The following is a 23,759-nucleotide window of genomic DNA, read 5'->3' as shown; positions in this document are numbered from 1 at the left end:
CGCTATAAAAGCCAAGAGTTAGCCATGCACGACATCACCTTGCTGCAACTGATCGAAGACGACATCGCACCTACCCAGGAACTGCTCGACCTTCTGCAGAAGGAGTCGGTCGCCCTGCATGGGCGTGACATGGAACCGCTGGAAGGTATCCTGGCACGCAAGCAGTCACTGATCGTTCTGCTCGAGCAGCAAGGCCTGCGCCGCAACAACCTGCTCACCAGCCTCGGCCTGAGTGCCGACCGCGCCGGTGTCCAGGCGGTGGCCGAGCAGTCAGCCAATGGTGCCGTCATCCTGCAACAACTCAACGTGCTCACCCAGTTGATGGACGCCTGCCAGAAGGTCAATGAAACCAATGGCCGGATTATCCAGGTGCAGCAGCACGTCACGGCCAACCAAGTCAGAATCCTCATGGGCGGCGATTCCCCGTCGCTCTACGACAGCCGTGGCGCCACCTCGCCGCTGGCCAAGCCTCGGGCCATCAGCCAAGTGTGATTATTTCTATCAAGGCACGGAACATACTGGCAAAATGCCGTTACTTGCGTGTGTCGTTTTTGCCTGGAGATTGATAACCCGTGTTCAATGAAGCCGATGCCCCGCAGCCGCCAAAGGTGCTGAACACCCCTTTGGAGATCGCGGCCAACTTGCGCCAGCTGCAGGAGAGCCATGATCCTTTGATCATCACCTTCCACGAGCGCAGTCAGCGGTTCCAGAGCTACGTGGTGCATGTAGACCGTGAGAGCAACACCCTGGCGCTGGATGAGATGATCCCGCGCGACGGCGAAAAATACATCGAGAACGGCGAACCGTTCCGCGTCGAAGGTTTTCACGATGGTGTGCGCATTGCCTGGGACTGCAACCACGAACTGAAAATCACTGAAGTCGATGGTCACCGCTCGTACCGCGGTGCCCTGCCTGATGAAATGACCTACCACCAGCGCCGCAATGCGTTTCGTGCCGCGCTGAAACTGTCGCAACTGGTCGATGTGATCCTCGATGGCACCCACCTCAAAGGCAACGGTGCCCTGCGCGGCAAGCTGCTGGACATCTCGGCCACCGGTTGCAAACTGCGCTTTGAAGGCAATGTCGAGGACCGACTGCAACTGGGCCAGGTATACGAGCGCTTCAAGGCCAGCAACCCACTGGGCCTGGTGGACACCATGGTCGAATTGCGCCACCTGCACTACGAAGAGCGTATCAATACCACCTTCGCCGGCGTGCGCTTCCATAACCTCAATGGCCAGGCGCAGCGCAAGATCGAGAGCTTTGTTTATCAACTGCAGCGTGAGGCGCGGCGGTTTGATAAAGACGACTACTGATTTCGTCCTCAGTGTACGAACGCCACCTTTGGGTGGCGTTGGCTATGCGCCTGGGCGGTGCAGGCTATCAGACCAGTCGGTCGGCCTGGGCCTCAGGCTTGACGCCGTTCTCTGCCTGCACCGGCTCTTGCTCGGTATCTTCCGCTGCCACCGGCGCCTGCATCACATCCTGAACGGTCTGCTCATCAACCCGTGGGTCAAGCGCCGCCGACAACGGTGAACCGGCAGCCGGCATTGCCACGTGCCCCAGCGGTGCATCCTGCACCTGGTGCAGGCCGGTAACGGCTTTCGGGCGGATGCGCCATACCAGCACCAGGGCAAAGAACACGAAGAAGGCATACAGCATCTGAGCGCCCAGCACCTTCATCAGCACCCCCGCCGCCAACGGCCCGATGCACGCGCCCACCCCATAGGTAACCAGCAACATGGCGGTCAGCGAGACGCGTCGCTCGCTTTCCACATGGTCATTGGAAAACGCCACGGCCAAGGGGTACAGGCAGAACTGCAGCAGCGAGATGAGGAAACCAATGCCAAACAGCAACTCCAATGGCACGTCAGGCAGGATGGCCAGCGGCGCCGCCGCCAGCGCCAGGCCCACGGCCACACTGCGGATGAGCAGCGCACGGTCATAGCGGTCGGAGAGCCAGCCCAACGGCCACTGCACTACCAGGCCGGCGAAGATGCAGCTACCCATGAACAGGCCGATCTGTTCGGTAGAAAGCCCCTGGCTTGAAGCATACAGCGGCGCCAGGCCGTAGAACGAGCCGACGATCAGCCCTGAGCCCAGCACCGTACTCAGCGATTGGGGTACGCGCTTGATGAAAAACTTCGGCTCCATCGGTGCGGGGCGCAGCGGCGCCGGGTGGATGCGCCGGGTCATCGCCACCGGCACCAGGCACAGCGCGAAGCACATGGCGACCAGCATCAACAGTTCCGGACCGAGCTGCGGATGCACCACCAGGATCAACTGGCCGAGCACCAACCCCAGGTAGGAGGCGATCATGTAGCCACTGAACACGGCACCACGATGCTTGGCGTCGGCCTGCTCGTTGAGCCAGCTCTCGATGACCATATACTGGCACATCATCCCCAGGCCCACGATCATCCGCAGCCCGACCCAGGCCGGTAACCAGTTGGTCAGCCCATGCCCCAGCACGGCGGCCCCGACGATGCCGGCGCAGGTGGCATAGGCGCGGATATGGCCGACCCGGCCGATCAACCGGTGCCCGACCTTGCCGCCCACCGCCAGGCCAAAGTAGTTGGCCGCCATCAACGCACCGACCCAGAGGCTGTCGACATGGTCGGCCGCCAGGCGCAGCGCCAGGTAGGTACTGAGCAGACCCGAACCGATGAGCATCATCAAGGCAGCAAAGTACAGCGACTGAAACGGCTTCCAGATGTTTCGCATACGTCCCGTCGGGCTCCCTGTTCAGGTGGCGTTGGCTTGCTGGCAAGCATAAAAGCAAATGCGCCGCGGCGCAGGCCCCTGCAAGCGAAAATCTTGGCCAGAGGCGCGACCCATGGCGGTCATGTCGCGTTCAGGCCTGTCCCGCCAGCACGCGCCGCTCCCACGGCGTGATCTCGTCGAAGAAATCGGTCAGCTCCAGCGTCTTGGTGGCAACGTAGCCTTCGATGAACTCACGGCCGAACAGTTCCCGCGCCAGGGCGCTGCGCTTGAGGCGCTCGAGCGCTGCGTGCAGGGTACACGGCAGGCTCAGGTGGCCAGGCACCTCGAACTCGCCCTGGATGGCCGGCGCAGGCTGCAACCGTTGCTCGATACCGTGCAAGCCGGCCGCCAGGCTCGCAGCAATGGCCAGGTACGGGTTGGCATCGGCGCCCGGCAGGCGGTTTTCGACCCGCCGGGCCGCTGGCGCGCTGGCAGGAATACGCAGGCCGGCAGCGCGGTTGTCCTCGGACCAGCAGGCATTGTTGGGTGATGCATAGGGGTGGCAAAGGCGCTGGTACGAGTTGACGTTGGGCGCGAACAACGCCGTAAAGTCCGCCATGCAGGCCTGTAGGCCGCCAATGAAATGGTGGAACGTTTCGCTCGCCTGCCCCTGCTCATCGCTGAATACGTTACGCCCCGTGGCGGGCTCGACCAGGCTCTGGTGGATGTGCATGGAACTGCCTGGCGTATGCGCCAAAGGCTTGGCCATGCACACCACGTTCAGGCCATGCTTGAGCGCGACTTCCTTGAGCAGGTGCTTGAACAGGAAGGTCTGGTCGGCCAGCAGCAGCGGGTCGCCATGCAGCAGGTTGATTTCGAACTGGCTGACGCCCATTTCGTGCATGAAGGTATCGCGTGGCAGGCCCAGTGCCGCCATGCACTGGTAAACCTCCTGGAAGAACGGCCGCAGGCCATTGTTGGAACTGACACTGAACGCTGAGTGGCCGAGCTCACGGCGGCCGTCCTGGCCCAGCGGTGGCAGGAACGGCTGGAGCGGATCGCTGTTGGATGCAAAAACGAAAAACTCAAGCTCAGTGGCCACCACCGGCGCCAGCCCGCGTGCAGCGTACCGGGCAATCACCGCCTTGAGTAAACCGCGGGTAGACAACCCCGACGGCTGGCCGTCGAGCTCGTTGGCGTCGCAGATCGCCAACGCCAGCCCGTCGTCGTTCCAGGGCAGACGATGAATCTGCGTCGGCTCGGCCACCAGCGCCAAGTCGCCATCATCGCTGCCGTAGTATTTCGCCGGCGGGTAGCCGCCCATGATGCACTGCAGCAGGACGCCACGCGCCATCTGCAGGCGCCGCCCTTCGAGAAACCCTTCAGCGGTCATCACCTTGCCGCGCGGGACGCCGTTGAGGTCGGGTGTGACGCATTCGATCTAGTCGATGCCCTGGAGGTGCTCGGCGAGCGAGCGCGGGGCTGCAGTGCTCATGACGCGTGTCCTTGTTGTTATAGGCTGGCAACAACATAGGCTGGGGGTGTTTAAAATATCAAGCACCCTAAGCAGGCCCTCCTATTCCCGCAACGTCATGCCATTCGCAGGCAGCGGCAAGGCGGTCTTGTAGCGCACCTGCTTCAAGGCGAAACTCGAGCGGATGTTCGCCACCCCCGGCAACCGCGTCAGGTAGTCGAGAAACCGCTCCAGCGCCTGAATGCTCGGCAACAGCACGCGCAACAGATAGTCCGGGTCGCCGGTCATCAAGTAGCACTCCATCACCTCGGGCCGCTCGGCGATTTCTTCCTCGAAGCGGTGCAGCGCCTGCTCGACCTGCTTTTCCAGGCTGACATGGATGAACACGTTCACATCCAGCCCCAGCACCTGCGGCGACAGCAAGGTCACCTGCTGGCGGATCACGCCCAGCTCTTCCATGGCCTTGACCCGGTTGAAGCACGGCGTCGGCGACAGGTTCACCGAACGGGCCAGCTCTGCGTTGGTGATGCGGGCGTTGTCCTGCAGGCTGTTGAGAATACTGATATCGGTACGATCGAGTTTGCGCATGAGACAAATTCACCGGTTTTTTGTGTTTATGAGGAATGTTTATCTGCACCGACCGGCAAAGGCAATCAACTTGAGAGAAAAATTCTTTCGCGCTGTCTCTACTATGTAATTGACGCTGACCTACCAGTCACAAGCCGGTAGTTCAGCGGCGGCCGCTTCAGAGCTCACAAAAACAACATTCGAGCGAGCGTAAAAAGCATGAACGAGTACGCCCCCCTGCGTTTGCATGTGCCCGAGCCTACCGGCCGGCCAGGCTGCCAGACCGATTTCTCCTACCTGCGCCTGAACGACGCAGGTCAAGTCCGTAAACCCCCTGTCGATGTCGACGCTGCCGACACGGCGGACCTGTCCTCCAGCCTGGTCCGCGTGCTCGACGAACAGGGCAATGCCCTTGGCCCATGGGCCGAAGGCATCGATCCGCAGATCCTGCGCCAAGGCATGCGTGCCATGCTCAAGACGCGGATTTTCGACAGCCGCATGGTCGTCGCCCAGCGCCAGAAGAAAATGTCTTTCTACATGCAGAGCCTGGGCGAAGAAGCCATTGGCAGCGCCCAGGCGCTGGCGCTCAACCGCAGCGACATGTGCTTCCCGACCTACCGCCAGCAGAGCATCCTGATGGCCCGCGATGTGTCGCTGGTCGAGATGATCTGCCAGTTGCTGTCCAACGAGCGGGACCCGCTCAAGGGCCGCCAGCTGCCGATCATGTACTCGGTGCGCGACGCCGGTTTCTTCACCATCAGCGGCAACCTGGCGACCCAGTTCGTGCAAGCCGTCGGCTGGGCCATGGCTTCTGCGATCAAGGGCGACACCAAGATTGCCTCGGCCTGGATCGGCGACGGCGCCACCGCCGAGTCGGACTTCCACACCGCCCTCACCTTCGCCCATGTGTACCGTGCCCCGGTGATCCTCAACGTGGTCAACAACCAATGGGCGATTTCCACCTTCCAGGCCATCGCCGGTGGTGAGTCGACCACCTTCGCCGCCCGCGGCGTGGGCTGCGGCATCGCCTCGCTGCGCGTCGACGGCAACGACTTCGTCGCGGTGTATGCCGCCTCGCGCTGGGCCGCCGAACGCGCCCGCCGTGGCTTGGGCCCGTGCCTGATCGAATGGGTCACTTACCGCGCCGGCCCGCACTCGACGTCCGACGATCCGTCCAAGTATCGCCCGGCAGACGACTGGAGCCACTTCCCGCTGGGCGACCCGATCGCCCGCCTGAAGCAGCACCTGATCAAGATCGGCCAATGGTCCGAGGAAGAACACCAAGCCGTCACTGCCGAATTCGAAGCCGCGGTCATCGCCGCGCAGAAGGAAGCCGAACAGTACGGCACCCTGGCCAACGGCCACATCCCGAGCGCCGCCTCGATGTTCGAGGACGTGTACAAGGAAATGCCCGACCACCTGCGCCGTCAACGCCAGGAACTGGGGGTTTGAGATGAACGATCACAACAACAGCATCAAACCGGAAAACGCCATGGCCACCACCACCATGACCATGATCCAGGCCCTGCGCTCGGCCATGGATGTCATGCTCGAGCGCGACGACAATGTGGTGATCTACGGCCAGGACGTGGGCTACTTCGGCGGCGTGTTCCGCTGCACCGAGGGGCTGCAGACTAAATATGGCAAGTCCCGCGTGTTCGACGCGCCGATCTCCGAAAGCGGCATCGTCGGCACTGCCGTGGGCATGGGCGCCTATGGCCTGCGGCCGGTGGTGGAAATCCAGTTTGCCGACTACTTCTACCCCGCTTCCGACCAGATCGTATCGGAAATGGCCCGCCTGCGTTACCGCTCGGCCGGCGAGTTCATCGCTCCGCTGACCCTGCGCATGCCCTGCGGCGGCGGCATCTATGGTGGCCAGACCCACAGCCAGAGCCCTGAAGCGATGTTCACCCAGGTCTGCGGACTACGCACCGTCATGCCGTCCAACCCGTATGACGCCAAGGGCCTGTTGATCGCCTCGATCGAGTGCGACGACCCGGTGATCTTCCTCGAGCCCAAACGCCTGTACAACGGCCCGTTCGACGGCCATCACGACCGCCCTGTCACCCCGTGGTCCAAACACCCGCAAAGTGCCGTACCCGATGGCTACTACAGCGTGCCGCTGGACAAGGCAGCGATCACTCGTCCCGGCAACGACGTTACTGTGCTGACCTATGGCACCACCGTCTACGTGGCCCAGGTGGCCGCCGAAGAAACCGGCGTGGATGCCGAAGTGATCGACCTGCGCAGCCTCTGGCCGCTGGACCTGGAGACCATCGTTGCCTCGGTGAAGAAGACCGGCCGCTGCGTAGTCGTGCATGAAGCCACCCGCACCTGCGGCTTCGGGGCCGAGTTGGTGTCGCTGGTGCAGGAACATTGCTTCCATCACCTCGAAGCGCCCATCGAACGCGTCACCGGCTGGGACACCCCCTACCCTCACGCACAGGAATGGGCTTACTTCCCAGGCCCTTCGCGGGTAGGTGCGGCATTGAAACGGGTCATGGAGGTCTGAATGGGCACGCACGTCATCAAGATGCCGGACATCGGCGAAGGCATCGCGCAGGTCGAGTTGGTGGAGTGGTTCGTCAAGGTCGGCGATGTGATCGCCGAGGACCAGGTAGTGGCCGACGTCATGACCGACAAGGCCACCGTGGAAATCCCTTCGCCGGTCAGCGGCAAGGTACTGGCCCTGGGTGGCCAGCCAGGTGAAGTGATGGCGGTCGGCAGCGAGCTGATCCGCATCGAGGTGGAAGGCAGCGGCAACCATGTGGACGCGCCGCAGGCCAAGCCGACCGAGCCGCAGCCAGCACCGGTGGCCAGCAAACCCGAACCCCGTGTCGAGCCACAGCCTGTGGCCACCCCGGCATCCGCTGCACAGGGTGCTGCGCCGATTGTACCGCGCCAGGCCAGCGACAAGCCCCTGGCCTCTCCGGCCGTGCGCAAGCGCGCCCTGGACGCGGGTATCGAACTGCGTTACGTGCATGGCTCAGGCCCGGCCGGGCGCATCCTGCACGAAGACCTCGATGCCTTCATGAGCAAGCCGCCCCAGAGCCCTGCGGGCCAAGCGCCAGGCGGCTACGCCAGGCGCACCGACAGCGAGCAGGTGCAAGTGATCGGCCTGCGCCGCAAGATTGCCCAGCGTATGCAGGATGCCAAGCGCCGCGTCGCACACTTCAGCTACGTCGAAGAAATCGACGTCACCGCCCTGGAAGCCCTGCGCCAGCAGCTCAACAGCCAGCACGGCGAGCGCCGCGGCAAACTGACCCTGCTACCGTTCCTGGTCCGTGCACTGGTCGTCGCCCTGCGCGATTTCCCGCAGATCAACGCCACCTACGACGACGAAGCCCAGGTCATCACCCGCCATGGTGCGGTGCATGTCGGCATCGCCACGCAAGGTGACAACGGCCTGGTGGTACCGGTGCTGCGCCATGCCGAGGCCGGCAGCCTGTGGGGCAATGCCGGCGAGATTTCGCGCCTGGCCAGTGCCGCGCGCAACAACAAGGCCAGCCGCGAAGAACTGTCCGGCTCGACCATCACCCTGACCAGCCTCGGCGCATTGGGCGGCATCGTCAGCACGCCGGTGGTCAACACCCCGGAAGTGGCGATCGTTGGTGTCAACCGTATCGTCGAGCGGCCCGTGGTGATCGACGGCCAGATCGTCGTGCGCAAGATGATGAACCTGTCCAGCTCGTTCGACCACCGGGTGGTCGATGGCATGGATGCCGCATTGTTCATCCAGGCCGTACGCAGCCTGCTTGAGCAGCCCGCCTGCCTGTTCGTGGAGTGAGCATGCAACCGACTATCGATACCACCCTGCTGATCATTGGTGGCGGCCCCGGCGGCTACGTCGCCGCCATCCGCGCCGGCCAACTGGGCATCCCTACCGTGCTGGTGGAAGGCCAGGCGTTGGGCGGCACCTGCCTGAACATCGGTTGTATTCCGTCCAAGGCGCTGATCCATGTGGCCGAGCAGTTCCACCAGACCACCCGCTACACCGGGCAATCCGAACTGGGCATCAGCGTATCCTCGCCACACCTGGACATCAGCCGCAGCGTGGCCTGGAAGGACGGCATCGTCGACCGCCTGACCACCGGCGTGGCTGCGTTACTGAAAAAACACGGGGTCAAGGTGATCCATGGCTGGGCGAAGATCCTCGACGGCAAGCACGTCGATGTCGACGGCCAACGCATCCAGTGCGAGCACCTGCTGCTGGCCACCGGCTCGAACAGCGTCGAACTGCCCATGCTTCCCTTGGGCGGCCCCATCATTTCATCCACCGAGGCCTTGGCGCCGACCACGTTGCCACAGCATTTGGTGGTCGTAGGCGGCGGCTACATCGGCCTTGAGCTGGGCATCGCCTACCGCAAGCTGGGCGCGCAGGTCAGTGTGGTGGAGGCGCGTGAGCGTATCCTGCCCACCTACGACAGCGAACTCACCGCCCCGGTAACGGAGTCGTTGAAAAAGCTGGGCATTGCCCTGCATCTGGGCCACAGCGTGCAAGGGTACGAGAATGGCTGCCTGCTGGCGGCCGACGGCCAGGGCGGGCAGCTGCGCCTGGAGGCCGACCGGGTGCTGGTGGCTGTAGGCCGCCGGCCACGCACCCAGGGTTTCAACCTGGAATGCCTGGACCTGAAGATGAACGGCGCGGCCATCGCCATCGACGAACGCTGCCAGACCAGCATGCGCAACGTCTGGGCCATCGGCGACGTGGCGGGCGAACCGATGCTGGCCCACCGGGCGATGGCGCAAGGCGAGATGGTTGCTGAAATAATTGCCGGCAACGCGCGGCGTTTCGAACCCAGCGCAATTGCCGCGGTGTGCTTCACCGACCCGGAGGTGGTGGTCGTGGGCAAAACGCCGGTGCAGGCCAGCGAACAGGGCCTGGACTGCATCGTCGCGCAGTTCCCGTTTGCCGCCAATGGCCGGGCCATGAGCCTGGAGTCGAAAACGGGCTTCGTGCGCGTGGTGGCGCGGCGCGACAACCACCTGATCGTAGGTTGGCAGGCGGTTGGCGTGGCGGTTTCGGAGCTGTCCACAGCCTTCGCCCAGTCACTGGAAATGGGCGCCCGGCTGGAAGATATCGCGGGCACTATCCATGCCCATCCGACCTTGGGCGAAGCCGTGCAGGAAGCGGCGTTGCGCGCACTCGGCCACGCCCTGCACATCTGACACTGAAGCGGCTGCGGCCGATTTGACCCGCGGCGCCCCAGGCGCCACGGGTCTTTTTTCAGTGATCGTGGGCTACTCCGACACCGTATTCTTGCCCTTCCCTTTTGCCCGGTACAGGGCCTGGTCGGCACGGCCCAGCAGTGCAAGCTGGTCTTCACCTTCGCGCCATTGCACCACCCCATAGCTCATGGTGAGCCGGCACTCTCCCACAGGTTCCACCCGCATGAGCACCTGCTGCAGCGTTTGCGCCACCTCCAGCGCCTCGCCCAACGAAGTCTGCGGCAAGACCATGACAAACTCGTCACCCCCCCAGCGCGCCAGCAGATCCTGCTCGCGCAGGCAACTGCGCACCTGGTCGACCACCCGCACCAGCGCCGCATCGCCCCGCGCGTGGCCATAGCGATCATTGATCGGTTTGAAGTCATCCAGGTCCATGACGATCAGCGCCAGAGGCTGGCGAAAACGCAGAGCGCGCTCGCACGCCTGTTGCAGCGATTTTTCCAGCCGATAGCGATTGGCCACGCGGGTCAAGGCATCACGCTCGGCCAGCTCGCGGTTTTCGTCGAGCTGACGCTGCAACTGCTGGTTCACCCATGACAGCTCACGGGTATGTTCCGCCACCAAGGTTTCCAGAGACTGGTTTTTCTGCTCCAGTTCGGCCACCAGGCGTTTGCCCGCATCGATGTTGCGGTGGGCGCCCAGCATGCGCGCCACCGAGCCATCGGCGTTGCGGTCGATGATATGGCCGCTGTCTTCGATCCACAGGTAACTGCCGTCCTGGCAGCGGCAGCGGTACTCGATGAGGTAGCGCTCGTTGCGCTGGTTGATGTAGGCCTCGAAGTGCGCCATCACCCGTGGGTAGTCCTCGGGGTGGATCACGCTCTCCCAGGTCAGCACGGTATTGGCCAGCGAATGGCTGGGGTAGCCGAGCATGGCGTACCAGCCGGGGTTGCGGTAGACGTAGCCGCTATTGGCATGCCAGTCCCATATACCGTCACTGATCAAATCGAAAAGCGTGTGCAACTGCTGTTCACTGAAGCCCGCGGGCCCCGGCATTGGTTCCTGACTCATAGGACGCTCTCCCTGGTGTCCAGCAACTGCGCCCCGGTCAAGGCTGCCGACAATGCTCATGATTGCCGCAAGCGGCAAGTTCGTTCCCCTGCAGGGCGAGCATATGCCGTGCAGGTGGCGACCGGAATAGCCGCAATGGCCTATTTTCGCACCCCGGCGGGCTGGCATGGGTTTTGCCCAGGTTCCCCTGTTTTGCAATGTCCAAGGAGGCTACATGGCGATCACCCTCAACGGCCTGGGTTGGCAGGCCAACGTGCAACATCACCACCGCACCGGCCAGGACCCAGCGCCTGCCGCTGGCACCCCGTTTCGCGCGCCGCTGGCCACCCCCTCGGCTTCAGCGCAGCAGAACAGCCAGGGCAATACTTCGCAGCAAAACGCCGATGATGCGCGCGAAGAGGCCTTCGCCAAGCTCAAGGTGCTGCTGCAGAACCCAGGCCTTGCCACACACCGGCTGGCCGGCGCCCCGACCGAGCAAACCAGCAAGGCCGTGCAGGACTTCCGTGATTACATGGCCAAGTCACCGGAGGAGAAGATCAAGGAAAAGATCTTGCAAGAACTGGGCTTGACCGAGGATGACTACAACAGCCTGCCACCGGAGAAGAAAGACCAGGTCGACAGGCAAATCGCGCAGCGTCTGCAGGAAGACGTCCGGATGAAAACCCAGGCGAAAGTGGAACAGGAGGCTGCACGCGCTGCACAGGCTCGCCAGGGTACCGACATCGCCGCCTCGCAAGGCACCGATGAGCGTGAAAAAGCCCTGGAAACCAGGCCAGCCTGAGCACACCCTGCCACCTCGCGGGCGGGGTGGCATGGCGAAGGGTGGGCACAGCGTGGGTAATGTAGGCCTGTGCCAGCAAAGTCATGGGACATTTCTTCAATCAATGTCAGCAGGTCGTATAATCCCGCCCCCAAAAATCCGATGATGTTTTCTCATGAAGAAACTGCTGTACGTCGTAACCCTCGCCCTCACCGCCGTCTCGCCTGCCCTCGCCAATCCTCCCGCCACCTTTACCGAAGCCAAAGTTGTCGCCAAGCAGCGCATCTATCTTGACCAGGCCGATAGCGCCATGGGGGATCTGTACTGCGGCTGCAAGTGGACCTGGGTAGGCAAGTCCGGCGGCCGGGTAGACTTGAAGTCCTGTGGTTACCAGGCCCGCAAACTGCAGACCCGTGCCGAGCGTACCGAGTGGGAGCACATCGTGCCGGCGTGGACATTTGGCCACCAGCGCCAATGCTGGCAGAACGGTGGGCGCGAGCACTGCGTCGATAGCGACCCGACCTTCCGCGCCATGGAGGCCGACCTGTTCAACCTCTACCCGTCCGTGGGTGAAGTGAATGGTGACCGCAGCAACTTCAACTACGGCATGGTCTCGGGGGTTGCGCCACAATACGGCCAGTGCACCACCAGGATCGACTTCCAGCAAAAAGCTGCGGAACCGCGCGACGAAGTGAAAGGCTTGGTGGCGCGCACAACGTTCTACATGTTCGACCGGTACCAGTTGAGCATGTCGCGCCAGCAGCAACAGCTGCTCATGGCCTGGGACAAGCAGCATCCGGTGTCGGCATGGGAAAAGGAGCGCGACCAACGTATTGCCCAGGTCATGGGGCATGCCAACCCCTTCGTCACCGGCGAGCGCACCTGGACGCTTGGCTACAAGCCCGCAGGTGCCAGCATTGCCGCTTCAGTGCCCGCTCAGGCCAAGCCGACCCTGGCGAGCGCCTCGATAGACGGTGCGATCATCGGCAACCGCACCAGCCATCTGTATCACCTGGCCAGCGGCTGCCCGGGCTACAGCCAGGTGGCCCAGAAAAACCAAGTCGCTTTCGGCAGCGAAGCACAAGCGCAGGCTGCGGGCTATCGCAAGGCCGGTAACTGCAAATAGCAGTTCCATCCCCTGCAGCAGCGGGTCCACCCGCGAAGCACATGGCGCGGGCTTTACAGCCCGTCAGCCTTTGAGCGTGGGCCTGGCAACTTCAGGTGGCGCGCATACCAGGGCCTGCGCGGCACGCGCCGCAGCAGGTCACTGACATCGCTGTCCCCGCTGAAGGTGATACGCAATGCCAGTTTCATGGCCTCGACTTCCATTTCCCCTGCCCCGCCACCGGCGTCGGCGATACCTCCGCACCCATGGGTCAACGGCCCCAGCCAAGGGTCGGCCACGTCCACCCAGGGCCCGGGGGCGAACCAGGAAACACCGTTGACCACCCGGCGCTGCACCTCACCCGGGTGCGCGCGCTCGTGAGCGCGGTACCAGTCCTCGATACGGTCGTCGATCCAACCATGGAAGCGCCAGAACACCGGGTTCACGTGGGATGAAAACGGATCACCGAGAAAGTCGTTCTCGGCACGGTACCAGCGCGCCGCGTAGTCGACCTGGTCGCGATCACCCACCACCGGCATGCCGTTTGACGGGTCGCGGGTCACGGTGGCCCAGCGCATGTGCAACCAGTCGTGAATGTTCAGCTCGACTTCGGAACCAAACTGCCCCAGGGTCAGGCGACTGAGGTAGTCCGGGTCCTGATAATTCGATTCCCACACCTGGAAATTGCTGAAGAAGGTTTCTGCCGCCTTGATGCCGTGCAACCACTGGCTCAATTCATCGTCCTGCGCCGCGACCCAGGCAGGGGGCACCGAATTGCCATCGTGGTTTTCCTGGTAGCGAATGAACCCCACGCGGTCGTACTCGAGCTGCGGTGACGGCAATGGCAGGCGCGCCCAATTGGGCAGGTCCGGTTGCAGGCTACGGGCATACCCGAGCATGTGTCGGTGCATGAAGAAGAAATCCTCGCCTGAGCCATTGAGGTGCTTGCGCCGCCCTCGCGCCCCCCGCTCGGCGTCACGCGGGCCGGGTTGCCAGCCGGCACCGCGCAGGGCATCGCGCTTGTCCTGGTCAAGGCGGTGCCACTTGTCCCGTGTGGCATGCCACACCTGGTGGAACAGACGATGTTCGGGCGATACCAGCCAGGCCATCAGCGCGGGTGCCAGCGGCGTGACCTGGCGAGCCTCGGGGAAGGCGCGCTTGGTGGCAACAAAATGGCTGTCCGGCTCGGGCAGCGACAGCGGGCGGTCGATGCGGCGAATGCGCCCGGTCAGGGTACCTGCCCCCGCATCGCCCCAGGCACCCCAAACCTCGTCCAAGGTCGCTTCCAGCATGTGGCTGGGCACCGACTCGCCAGCCGGCACCAAGCGCCAGCGCAGCGTCCTGGCGTCGGCGGCAACCAGCTCGCCCAGCACCCGGTAGCGCGGCGTCTGTTCGCCACGCAGCCGTTCTGCGACGTCGATGAACCCACGCAGTGAACGGCCGCTGGGACCGACGTCGAGCAGCATCTGCACCGCCTGCAGCGGCAAACCGTCCAGGCCGCCGTCTACGCCGCCAAAGCGCAGGTCCCAGATGCCGCGCAGCGTATCGGCGATTCTCACCCCACCTGCTTCGGGGGCCTCGACACTGGCCTCGCCAGGCGTCAGCACCTCGTCCTTCTCGAGCGTTTCATCGTAGTCCCGCGGCTGACGTGCGTACCACGCCGCCGAACCCGCAGCCCCGGCTACCGCCAGCCCCACCATGAACCCACGCCTGGAAAACCTCATCGCCACATCCGTATCCGTGTCAGCCACGCCTTTGGAGCTAGAACGAGAGGCCACGAATCAAATTTACCGGTACTGCGGCGCTAAATTTCCCTGCAGCCCTCTCGTCCCTCCGTGACAGGCAAGCCCCGCAGCGGCGGGCGCCGGCATCGCATCGACCCTGGCAATCAACGGGATGGCAATGAACACGACCCGCTTCAGCAAGGCCCCCTACCTCGTCGCCCTGACGCTGATCATCGCGCTCGCGGCCACAGCGGCCTGGTACTTCTTCGCTTACCTGCCTGCAGGCTACCCACGCGAAGTGATCAAACAGGCCAATGCGCTGCAGGAGCGCATCATCTCCTTCGACAGCCACATCACCGTACCGCTGAACTTCGGCACCGAGGGCCAGGAAGCGGACAAGGACGGCGAGCATCAGTTCGACCTGGTCAAGGCTGGCCGTGGCCGCCTTTCCGGCGCCGCGCTGACCCTGTTTGGCTGGCCCGAGATCTGGAGCGGCGCCAACGCGCCCCATCGCCCCACCGCCGCCTTCGTCGACGAAGCCCGCCACCAACAGGAAGTACGCTACAAGATACTCACCGGCATGGTCCGCGACTTCCCCAACCAGGTCGGCATCGCCTACACCCCCGCCGATTTTCGTCGGCTGCACGGTGAAGGCAAGTTCGCCATCTTCCTCAGCATGCTCAATGCCTACCCCTTGGGCGAAGACCTCAACGCCCTGGACGACTGGGCTGCACGCGGCATGCGCATGTTCGGTTTCAGCTACGTGGGCAACAACGCGTGGGCCGACTCCTCGCGCCCGCTGCCCTTCCTCAATGATACGCCGGACGCCCTCGGCGGCCTGTCGCCCCTGGGCGAGCAGGCCGTGGCGCGGCTCAACGACCTGGGCGTGATCATCGACGTATCGCAGATGTCTACCCTGGCCCTGGAAGACGTGGCACGCCTGACCCGCGCCCCGATGGTGGCCTCCCACTCGGCACCGCGCGCGCTGGTGGACATTCCACGCAACCTCAGTGACCGCGAACTGCAAGCCATCAAGAAAAGCGGCGGCGTGGTCCAGGTAGTGGGCTTCCCCGCTTACCTCAAGCCGCTGAGCCAGGCCACCCTGGACAAGCTCAATGCCCTGCGCGCACGCTTCGACCTGCAACCGCTCAACGGCCTGGCCAACGCGCTGATGCCCGGCGACGCGATCATCGCCATCTGGCCAGAGCAGAAGTTCGGCGAGTATGCCAGCGCGCTGTACGCCATCCTCGAAGAAGAGCCTCGCGCCACCGTCAAGGACCTGGTGGACGCCATCGACTACACCGTGCGCAAGATCGGTATCGACCATGTCGGCATCGCCTCCGACTTCAACGACGGCGGCGGGGTTACGGGCTGGATGAACGTCGGTGAGTCGCGCAATGTCACCGCCGAGCTGATCCTGCGCGGTTACTCCGATGCGGACATCGCCAAACTGTGGGGCGGCAACTTCCTGCGGGTATGGGAAGCGGTGCAGCGCCTGGGCAAGCCCGGTGCTGCCGGCCAGGCACAAGCGGGGCGCGGCTGATGAACGACCGCCGTAATTTCCTGAAGCAGGCCGGCCTGCTCGCCGCCGGCTTGCCCCTGGCGGCCGGCTTCAGCCCTGTTGCCCAGGCCGCAAAGCCGCTGGCACAACCGACCCAGGACAAGTGGCAGGCCCTGCGCCAGCAGTTCGACCTGGACCCGGCCTACCTGCACTTCTGTAACTTCCTTCTCACCTCTCACCCCCGTGTGGTGAGCGACGCCATCGCCCACTTTCGCGCACGCCTGGACCAGAACCCCGGGGAAATGGTCGACTGGGACCGCGAGGAACTCTGGGGGTATGAACACGATGTGCGCGCCTGGGCCGGCCGGTATTTCGGCGTGCAGCCAGGCCAGGTAGCCCTGACCGGCAGCACCACAGATGGCTTGGCGATGATCTACGGTGGCCTGCAGGTACCGCCGGGCAAGGAGATTCTGGTCAGCGCCCACGAGCACTACTCCACCAATACCCGGCTTGACTACCGCGAACGGATGATGGGCACCCAGGTACGCCGCGTGACGCTGTTCAAGGACCCCCACCTGGCTTCGGTGGATGAAATGCTCGGCAATATCCGCCAGGCCATCCGCCCCGAGACGCGCGTGCTGGGCATGACCTGGGTGCAGTCCGGCAGCGGCGTCAAACTGCCAGTGCGCGAGGTCGGCGAGCTGGTGAAAACGCTCAACCAGGGCCGCGATGCGCACGACCGCATCCTCTACGTGGTCGACGGCGTGCACGGCTTCGGCATCGAAGACGTGACATTCGCCGACTTCAACTGCGACTACTTCATCGCCGGTACCCACAAGTGGCTGTTCGGCCCGCGCGGCACCGGCGTGATCATCGCCCGGGAGCAAGCGCCGCAACCTTACCTGGTGCCCAGCGTGCCCACCTTCACCAAGGGCGAGAACTTCGGCACCTTGATGACCCCCGGCGGCTACCACGCCTTCGACCACCGCCTGGCCCTGGGCAAGGCGTTCGAGCTGCACCTGCAACTGGGCAAAGCCGATGTCCAGGCACGGGTGCACCAGCTCAACGACTACCTCAAGGAGCGCCTGGCCGAGCACGCCAAGGTGCAACTGGTAACGCCACGCAGCAGCCAGCTTTCTGCCGGGTTCACCTTCTTTCGCGTCGAAGGCCGGGACTGCGACGCCGTGGCCCGTCACCTGATGGCCAACAAGGTGATCAGCGACGCCGTGGACCGCGATGTCGGCCCTGTGGTGCGGCTGGCCCCAAGCCTGCTCAACGACGAAACCGAGATCGACCGGGTGATGGCCATCCTCGCCCCACAACTTGCCTGACCTTTCGCCATTCATGAGAACCGCCATGCACGTATTCAAGCCCCTGGCCCTGGTGGCCGCGCTGTTCGCCACCGCCCCGGCCTTCGCCGCCGACGCACGTCAACCCGGCGCTGTGTTCCAGGACTGCAAGGATTGCCCAAAGATGGTGGTGCTGCCCGCCGGCAGCTTCACCATGGGTACGCCCGAGGATGAAGTCGGCCGCCAGCCCGATGAAGGCCCGCTGCACACCGTGACCTTCGCCAAACCGTTCGCCATCAGCCAGTTCCATGTCCTGGCCAAGGAGATGCAGGCCTGGCAGCGCGAGGCCAAGGTTACCCTCCCCGACGGCGACGACCGCCCGGGCCGCCTCTGCAGCAACGGCAAGCCCAGTTACCCGCAGGGGCCCGAGCAGCCGGCCGTGTGCATCAGCTATGACGAAGTGAAGGCCTACATCGCCTGGCTTTCGAAGAAGACCGGCAAGCATTACCGCATGGTCAGCGAAGCCGAACGCGAGTATGCCGCACGTGCCGGCAGCACCGGCCCGTTCCCCTTCCCCTTCGATGAAGGCAAGGAGTACAGCATCGCCAAGCACGCCAACACCTACGGCCCTGTCGACGGCTACAGCTTCACCTCACCGGCGGGCGCTTTCCCGCCCAATGCCTTCGGCGTCTACGACATGCATGGCAATGTCTATGAATGGGTGGCCGACTGCATGCACGACAGCTACGTAGGGGCGCCGACTGACGGCAGTGCCTGGATGGAAGCCAGCTGCGAATACAACCACATCCGTGGCAACGACTACAGCGAAGCCCCGGTGTTCTCCCGCTCCGGCAACCGCAATTACCGCGAACCCTACGTGCGCGGCGACTGGCTGGGCTTTCGTGTTGTGCGCGAGCTCTGACCCACCTCCCCCAACCAATGGCCAACAGGCACCGCAATCGGTGCCTCACTGGCCCCGGCCAACGGCCTGGGCCTGCTAAAGAACCACGCCTGCCGAACGTCTCCTTCACAGGGCAACCGCCCACACGGCGCCTGCCCGCGCAGCGCCGCAACCGCATCCGCGCATCCACCAGGAACCCACCATGAACCGATCGACCCCTGGCGCACTTCGCGAACTCCTCGGCCTGCTCAAACCCTACCGACTGATCGTCGCCCTTGCCGTAGGCCTGGGTATCATCGGCGGCTTGTGCATCACCCTGCTGCTCGCCAACATCAACAACCTGCTGCATGCCCCTGGCGCCCTGACCTGGGGCGTAGTGCTGGCCTTCGCCGGTATCTGTCTGGTGGCACTGGGTTCCTCCATCGCTTCGGACATCGGCACCAACTATGTTGGCCAGCACGTGATTGCCCGTTTGCGCCGGGAGCTGGGGGAGAAGGTGCTGAGCGCACCCATCGAACAGATCGAGCGCTACCGCAGCCATCGCCTGATCCCGGTCCTGACCCATGACGTGGACACCATCAGCGACTTCGCCTTCGCCTTCGCGCCACTGGCCATCTCGCTGTCGGTGACCCTGGGCTGCCTCGGTTACCTGGCGCAGCTTTCCTGGCAGATGTTCCTGATTGCTGCGCTCGCCGTGTTGCTGGGCACGGCGGTGCAGTATGTCGCACGCCTGCGCGGCATCAGCGGTTTCAACGATGCGCGCGAGGCCGAAGATGAATTGCAGAAGCACTATGATGGGGTCGCGTCCGGCGCCAAGGAGCTGCGCATCAGCCGCCCACGCCGCCAACGCATGTTCAGCGAGCGCATCACCCGTACGGCGAACTACATCCGCGATACCCACGTGCGCTCGATCAACATCTTCGTCATCGCCAAGAGCCTGGGCTCGATGCTGTTCTTCGTGGTCATCGGCCTGGTGCTGGCGCTACAGCAAGCCCAGCTGATCAGCGACCCCAAGGTCACCAGCGGGTTCGTCCTGGTGCTGTTGTACATGAAAGGGCCGCTGGAGCACCTGGTTTCAACCCTGCCCATCATCAGCCGGGCGCAGATCGCCTTCCGCCGCATCGCCGAGCTGTCCACCCAGTTCTCCTCGCCTGAGCCGCACCTGCTGCTCGACGCCGCTGAAGTACCGGACCAGCAGATCCGTAGCCTGGAACTGCGCGACGTACGCTTCGCCTTCCCGCCGGTGGACGGCGCGGCGCCCTTCATCCTGGGGCCGATCAACCTGCGCATCGCGCAGGGCGATATCCTTTTCATCGTCGGTGAGAACGGCTGCGGCAAGACCACCCTGATCAAGCTGCTGCTGGGCCTGTATGCCCCTCACCAGGGGGAAATCCTGCTGGATGGCCAGCCCGTCACCGCGGCCAGCCGTGACGACTATCGCCAACTGTTCACCACTGTGTTCGCCGACTACTACCTGTTCGATGACCTGCTGCAGGATGCCGAGGCCTTGCCCGCAGACGCTGGCAAATACCTGCAACGCCTGGAGATCGCACACAAGGTGCAGATTCGCGATGGGGCCTTCACCACCACCGACCTGTCCACCGGCCAGCGCAAGCGCCTGGCGCTGGTCAACGCGTGGCTGGAGAAGCGCCCGGTGCTGGTGTTCGATGAATGGGCCGCCGACCAGGACCCAACGTTCCGGCGCATCTTCTATACCCAGTTGCTGCCCGAACTGAAGCGCCTGGGCAAGACCATCATCGTCATCAGCCACGACGACCGTTACTTCGAGGTGGCCGATCACCTGTTGCGTCTGCGCGATGGAAAACGGGTGGAAACCGACGTGGCTGAATTTTCCAGCTGATTTTTTTCCGGTTCTGGGTGAGCTATACGTCACATAAATGCAAATAAAACTCATAAGTAATTCTGCCAACATTGAGTATCCGCATGACCACTAATACGCTTTCACCGCTGGCCCGGGCGGTTCGCAGAACATCACAGGCTTTGCTTGCTCCTTCGCTGCTTGCGTGCGCCCTGGCAGCTTCCATGAACGCCCAGGCCGAGCCGGTGGCGCTGGATATTCCGTCCCAAGGGCTGGTGGGGGCGCTCAACACCCTGGCCAAGCAGGCCGACCTGCAGTTGCTGTACAGCCCGGAAAACCTGCGCGACACCCCCGTCCCGGCGATCAAGGGCAACATGGAGCCAGAACAGGCCCTGCGCTTGCTGCTGCGCGGCAGCGGCCTGACCTACCAGCTCGACGGCCACACCGTGATTCTCAACGGGGCCAGCAACTCGTCGGCGATGGAACTGGGGCCGCTGAAAATCAATGCCAACCGCCTGGATGCGACCAGCGAAGGCACCGAGTCCTATGCTGGCCGGGCGGTCACGATCGGCAAGGGCACGCACACCCTGCGCGAAACACCCCAGGCCGTCACCGTGCTGACGCGCAAGTTCATGGATGACCAGAACATCAACACCATCGACCAGGCCATGGAAAAAACCCCTGGCATCGCGGTGTACGAGTCACCCATGGGCGGCAAGTACTTCTACTCCCGCGGCTTCATGATGCAGGGGCAGTACCAGTACGACGGCGTGCCGCTGGATGTGGGCGGTGAGTATGTCCAAGCCAACAGCTTCTCTGGCGACATGGCCTACTACGACCGGGTGGAGGTGCTCAAGGGCGCCGCCGGGATGATGAAAGGCTCGGGCAGCTCCGCGGGTGGAGTCAACTTCGTCCGTAAACGCGGGCAGAGCAAACCCACCACCAGCCTGAGCCTCTCAGCAGGCTCCTGGGACAACTACCGCGGCCAGGTCGACACCGGCGGCCCGCTCAACGAGTCAGGCACCCTGCGTGGCCGGGCGGTGGTGGCGCTGCAGGATCGCCAGTATTTCTACGACCTGGGCAAACGCAACGACCAGATCCTCTACGGCGCCCTGGACTACGACGTGACCCCCGACACCACCGTGGGGGTGGGCGTCGCCTACGAGCGGCTCGATGCCAGGCCCTGCTGGCACGGCCTGCCGCGTTACAGCGATGGCAAGGACCTGAAACTCAGCCGTTCGACCTGCCTGGGTGCATCCTGGAACACCTGGGACAGCGAGCGCACCACCGTGTTCGCCGACCTGACCCACCAGTTCAACGACAACTGGGCCTTGAAGTTCGCCGGTGTCTGGACCCATAACGACCAGGACATCAAATATGCCCTGTCGGAAACACCGGACGGCGTACCCCACGGTGCAAGCACAGCGCCCTCCTCGGTGTACTCCGGGCTGTTCGACTACGACCAGACCGACTACGGCTTCGATGCCTACGTGGATGGCAAATTCGATGCGTTCGGCCTGCAGCACGAGCTGATCGTCGGGGCCAACGCCAGCCGGGCCAAGACCCGCGACCACTGGGCCCTGATCAACATGACCGATTTGCTCGGCACCTCCCAGGACCCGTTCAACCCCAACCCGCACATCCCCGAACCAAGCGATCGGTTCTACCCACCCAACTCTTACCGGGGCGGCTCGGTTCCCACCGAAACGGACACCAAGCAGTACGGCACCTATGCCACGCTGCGGCTGAAGCTTGCCGAGCCGTTGACCTTCGTCCTGGGCTCGCGTGTCAGCTGGTACCGCAACAGCCGCGATTCCTACACCCAGTCGTGGGACTACTGGCAGCACGACAAGAGCCAGGAAAATGGCGAAGTCACCCCCTTCGCAGCGCTCATCTATGACTTGAACGACAACTGGTCCGTCTACACCAGCTACGCCAGTATCTTCCAGCCTCAGAGCACCTATACCGATGAGTCCGGCAGCCCGCTGCAACCCAAGACCGGCGCCAGTTACGAGTTGGGTATCAAGGGTGAGCTGATGGACGGCCGCGTCAACACCGCCTTCAACCTGTTCCGCACCATCGAGGAACACAGGGCCGAAGCCAACTACGACAGCTCCTGCCCAGGCTCGTCGGATGGCTTCTGCTACAGCGATGTCGGCAAGGTCAGGGCACAGGGCTTCGAGGCAGAAATCAGCGGCGAGGTCATCGACCGGCTGCAAGTGCTGGCAGGCTATACCTACACCCAGACCAAATACCTGGACAGCACCAACGACAACCCACAGGAGCCCGCCTTCTCGGTCAGCTACTTCCCGCGCCATCTGTTGCGCGCCTGGGCTGACTACCAGCTGGCCGGCGACCTCGATCGCTGGAGCGTGGGTGCCGGCGTAACGGCGCAGAGCGACGTTTCCTTCCGCGATGCGAACGTGGCGCCTGCGGTGAAATCGGTCCAGTCGGGTTATGCCATCTGGAGTGGCCGCATCGGCTACCGTATCGACGACAACTGGACCGTTGCGCTCAACGGCAACAACCTGCTCGACAAGAAGTACTACCAGAGCGTGGGGGCTGTTTCGTGGGGCAACTTCTACGGTGAGCCACGCAACTTCATGGTGACACTGAAAGGGACGTTCTGACGTCGCGTCCGGGCGCGTGTTCGCATCAATCAAAAGGGGCCGCATAGCGGCCCCTTTACTGTTCACGCGTACTTCATGCAACGGCTCGGTCAGCCGCCAGCAGCCGGGCCAACGCCTGGCACAAACGCTCGTGCACGTGCAGCACGTCTGGCACGACAGCCGCCATGCGCAACAGGTCATGGGTCAACCCCGGCAACTCCAGCAACTGGACCTCGACGCCGGCCGCACGCAAGCGCTCGGCATAGGCCAGCCCTTCATCCAACAGCGGATCGAGCCCGGCCAGGGCAACGATCGCCGGCGCCACGCCGCTCAGGTCATCGGCCAGCAATGGCGAGAAGCGCCAGTCCTGGCGGTCCTGTGGGGTGCGGGCGTAATGCCCGTAGAACCACTCCAGGGTCTCGTTTTCCAGCAGGTAGCCTTCACCGAACAGGGTGCGCGATACACGCTGGCGGCTCGCATCCGTGACCGGGTAGCAGAGCAGTTGGGCACGCGGCGTCAACACGGCACGCTCCCCAAGCCTGGCTGCCTCGATGGCCAGCACCGTGGCCAGGGTCGCACCCGCGCTGTCGCCTCCCAAGGCCACCCGGTCAAGGTCCAGGGCCAGGCGCTGACCTTGCTCGGCCAGCCAGGCCAGGCAATCCTGGCCATCTTCCAGCGCCACCGGGAAACGGTGCTCCGGCGCCAGTCGGTAGCCCACCGCAAGCACCGCGCAACCTGCACGCGCACTCAGTTCGCGGCACACACCGTCATGGCTGTCGAGGCTGCCAACCACAAAACCCCCGCCGTGGAAATACACCAGCACCGGCAGCGTACCCGCCACCTGTGCCGGGCGGTACAAGCGCAGCGGTAGGGTCCAGCCGTCCCTGGCCGGGGCCTGCAGGGCTTCAACGCTCACCCCCGGCGGCACCGGCCAACGCAACTGTTCGGTGGACTGCTCGAAGACCTTGCGGGCCTGTTCAGGGCTCATGCGGTGCAACGGCTCGTTGCCGGCATTGGCTTGGGCAAGGTCGAGAAAAGCTTCTAGTTCAGGATGCAGCATGGTGTTC

Annotated in this window: 19 protein-coding genes; 13 read left to right on the top strand and 6 right to left on the bottom strand. The window is 63.8% G+C overall.

The window, feature by feature from the left end:
* The first annotated feature begins 24 nt into the window (after positions 1–24).
* Together L6D80_RS01100 and L6D80_RS01095 are read left to right on the top strand one after the other, a co-directional pair.
* Entirely contained in the window at positions 25–492 is a 468-nt protein-coding gene (locus tag L6D80_RS01100) for a flagella synthesis protein FlgN (RefSeq protein WP_054900094.1), read from the top strand.
* Positions 493–572: 80 nt separating this feature from the next.
* Complete coding sequence (locus L6D80_RS01095) at positions 573–1,316, top strand: flagellar brake protein (RefSeq protein WP_176514452.1); 744 nt, start codon at positions 573–575, stop codon at positions 1,314–1,316.
* A gap of 67 nt (positions 1,317–1,383) precedes the next feature.
* On the opposite strand, the gene L6D80_RS01090 is transcribed toward L6D80_RS01095, so the two are convergent.
* The 3 genes from L6D80_RS01090 to bkdR form a co-directional block, all read right to left on the bottom strand.
* Positions 1,384–2,724 (bottom strand): MFS transporter, encoded by a 1,341-nt coding sequence (locus tag L6D80_RS01090; protein ID WP_054900096.1) that lies wholly within the window; start codon positions 2,722–2,724, stop codon positions 1,384–1,386.
* A gap of 130 nt (positions 2,725–2,854) precedes the next feature.
* A complete protein-coding gene (locus tag L6D80_RS01085; RefSeq protein ID WP_176514453.1) occupies positions 2,855–4,096 on the bottom strand; it encodes a glutamine synthetase family protein in 1,242 nt (413 codons plus the stop codon).
* Positions 4,097–4,279: 183 nt separating this feature from the next.
* Positions 4,280–4,765, bottom strand: coding sequence for a Bkd operon transcriptional regulator BkdR (bkdR, locus tag L6D80_RS01080; RefSeq protein WP_054900098.1), 486 nt, complete (start codon positions 4,763–4,765; stop codon positions 4,280–4,282).
* A gap of 198 nt (positions 4,766–4,963) precedes the next feature.
* Between bkdR and L6D80_RS01075 the strand changes: the two genes are divergently transcribed.
* The 4 genes from L6D80_RS01075 to lpdA are packed head-to-tail and all read left to right on the top strand — an operon-like array spanning position 4,964 to position 9,913.
* The gene (locus L6D80_RS01075) at positions 4,964–6,196 is read left to right on the top strand and encodes a 3-methyl-2-oxobutanoate dehydrogenase (2-methylpropanoyl-transferring) subunit alpha (protein WP_176514455.1); all 1,233 of its coding nucleotides are present in this window, start codon (positions 4,964–4,966) and stop codon (positions 6,194–6,196) included.
* Between the two features lies 1 nt (position 6,197).
* Positions 6,198–7,256: an alpha-ketoacid dehydrogenase subunit beta gene (locus tag L6D80_RS01070; protein ID WP_054900100.1), complete on the top strand. Its 1,059-nt coding sequence runs from the start codon at positions 6,198–6,200 to the stop codon at positions 7,254–7,256.
* Complete coding sequence (locus tag L6D80_RS01065; RefSeq protein ID WP_176514457.1) at positions 7,257–8,531, top strand: dihydrolipoamide acetyltransferase family protein; 1,275 nt, start codon at positions 7,257–7,259, stop codon at positions 8,529–8,531.
* Positions 8,532–8,533: 2 nt separating this feature from the next.
* The gene (gene lpdA / locus L6D80_RS01060) at positions 8,534–9,913 is read left to right on the top strand and encodes a dihydrolipoyl dehydrogenase (protein WP_054900102.1); all 1,380 of its coding nucleotides are present in this window, start codon (positions 8,534–8,536) and stop codon (positions 9,911–9,913) included.
* A gap of 72 nt (positions 9,914–9,985) precedes the next feature.
* Here lpdA and L6D80_RS01055 read toward each other — a convergent pair whose 3' ends face one another.
* Positions 9,986–10,984 carry a sensor domain-containing diguanylate cyclase gene (locus L6D80_RS01055; RefSeq protein WP_054900103.1) on the bottom strand — a complete coding sequence of 333 codons (999 nt, stop codon included), beginning with the start codon at positions 10,982–10,984 and terminating at the stop codon, positions 9,986–9,988.
* A gap of 214 nt (positions 10,985–11,198) precedes the next feature.
* Here L6D80_RS01055 and L6D80_RS01050 point away from each other — a divergent pair, with 214 nt between their 5' ends.
* The gene (locus L6D80_RS01050; RefSeq protein ID WP_176514460.1) at positions 11,199–11,765 is read left to right on the top strand and encodes a hypothetical protein; all 567 of its coding nucleotides are present in this window, start codon (positions 11,199–11,201) and stop codon (positions 11,763–11,765) included.
* A gap of 154 nt (positions 11,766–11,919) precedes the next feature.
* The gene (locus tag L6D80_RS01045) at positions 11,920–12,870 is read left to right on the top strand and encodes an endonuclease (protein ID WP_176514462.1); all 951 of its coding nucleotides are present in this window, start codon (positions 11,920–11,922) and stop codon (positions 12,868–12,870) included.
* 53 nt (positions 12,871–12,923) lie between these two features.
* Here L6D80_RS01045 and pvdP read toward each other — a convergent pair whose 3' ends face one another.
* Positions 12,924–14,573: a pyoverdine maturation tyrosinase PvdP gene (pvdP, locus tag L6D80_RS01040; protein ID WP_176514464.1), complete on the bottom strand. Its 1,650-nt coding sequence runs from the start codon at positions 14,571–14,573 to the stop codon at positions 12,924–12,926.
* A 178-nt stretch (positions 14,574–14,751) separates the two neighbouring features.
* On the opposite strand from pvdP, the gene pvdM reads away from it, so the two are divergent.
* The 5 genes from pvdM to L6D80_RS01015 all read left to right on the top strand — a co-directional run bounded on the left by pvdM (position 14,752) and on the right by L6D80_RS01015 (position 22,713).
* Positions 14,752–16,116 (top strand): pyoverdine-tailoring dipeptidase-like protein PvdM, encoded by a 1,365-nt coding sequence (pvdM, locus tag L6D80_RS01035; RefSeq protein WP_176514466.1) that lies wholly within the window; start codon positions 14,752–14,754, stop codon positions 16,114–16,116.
* A complete protein-coding gene (gene pvdN, locus L6D80_RS01030; RefSeq protein ID WP_176514468.1) occupies positions 16,116–17,405 on the top strand; it encodes a pyoverdine-tailoring periplasmic protein PvdN in 1,290 nt (429 codons plus the stop codon). Before pvdM ends, pvdN begins: the two co-directional genes overlap by 1 nt.
* 25 nt (positions 17,406–17,430) lie before the next feature.
* Positions 17,431–18,285, top strand: coding sequence for a dihydropyoverdine dehydrogenase (gene pvdO, locus L6D80_RS01025; RefSeq protein ID WP_176514470.1), 855 nt, complete (start codon positions 17,431–17,433; stop codon positions 18,283–18,285).
* A gap of 181 nt (positions 18,286–18,466) precedes the next feature.
* A complete protein-coding gene (locus L6D80_RS01020; protein ID WP_176514472.1) occupies positions 18,467–20,125 on the top strand; it encodes a cyclic peptide export ABC transporter in 1,659 nt (552 codons plus the stop codon).
* Positions 20,126–20,208: 83 nt separating this feature from the next.
* Entirely contained in the window at positions 20,209–22,713 is a 2,505-nt protein-coding gene (locus L6D80_RS01015; RefSeq protein ID WP_176514473.1) for a TonB-dependent siderophore receptor, read from the top strand.
* 73 nt (positions 22,714–22,786) lie between these two features.
* Here L6D80_RS01015 and L6D80_RS01010 read toward each other — a convergent pair whose 3' ends face one another.
* A complete protein-coding gene (locus L6D80_RS01010; protein WP_054900111.1) occupies positions 22,787–23,752 on the bottom strand; it encodes an alpha/beta hydrolase in 966 nt (321 codons plus the stop codon).
* Positions 23,753–23,759: the final 7 nt, after the last annotated feature.

Source organism: Pseudomonas ceruminis (assembly GCF_021602025.1).
Lineage (GTDB): Bacteria > Pseudomonadota > Gammaproteobacteria > Pseudomonadales > Pseudomonadaceae > Aquipseudomonas > Aquipseudomonas ceruminis.
Note: the sequence above shows the minus strand (reverse complement) of the source record. Positions and strands in the feature narration are given on the sequence as shown.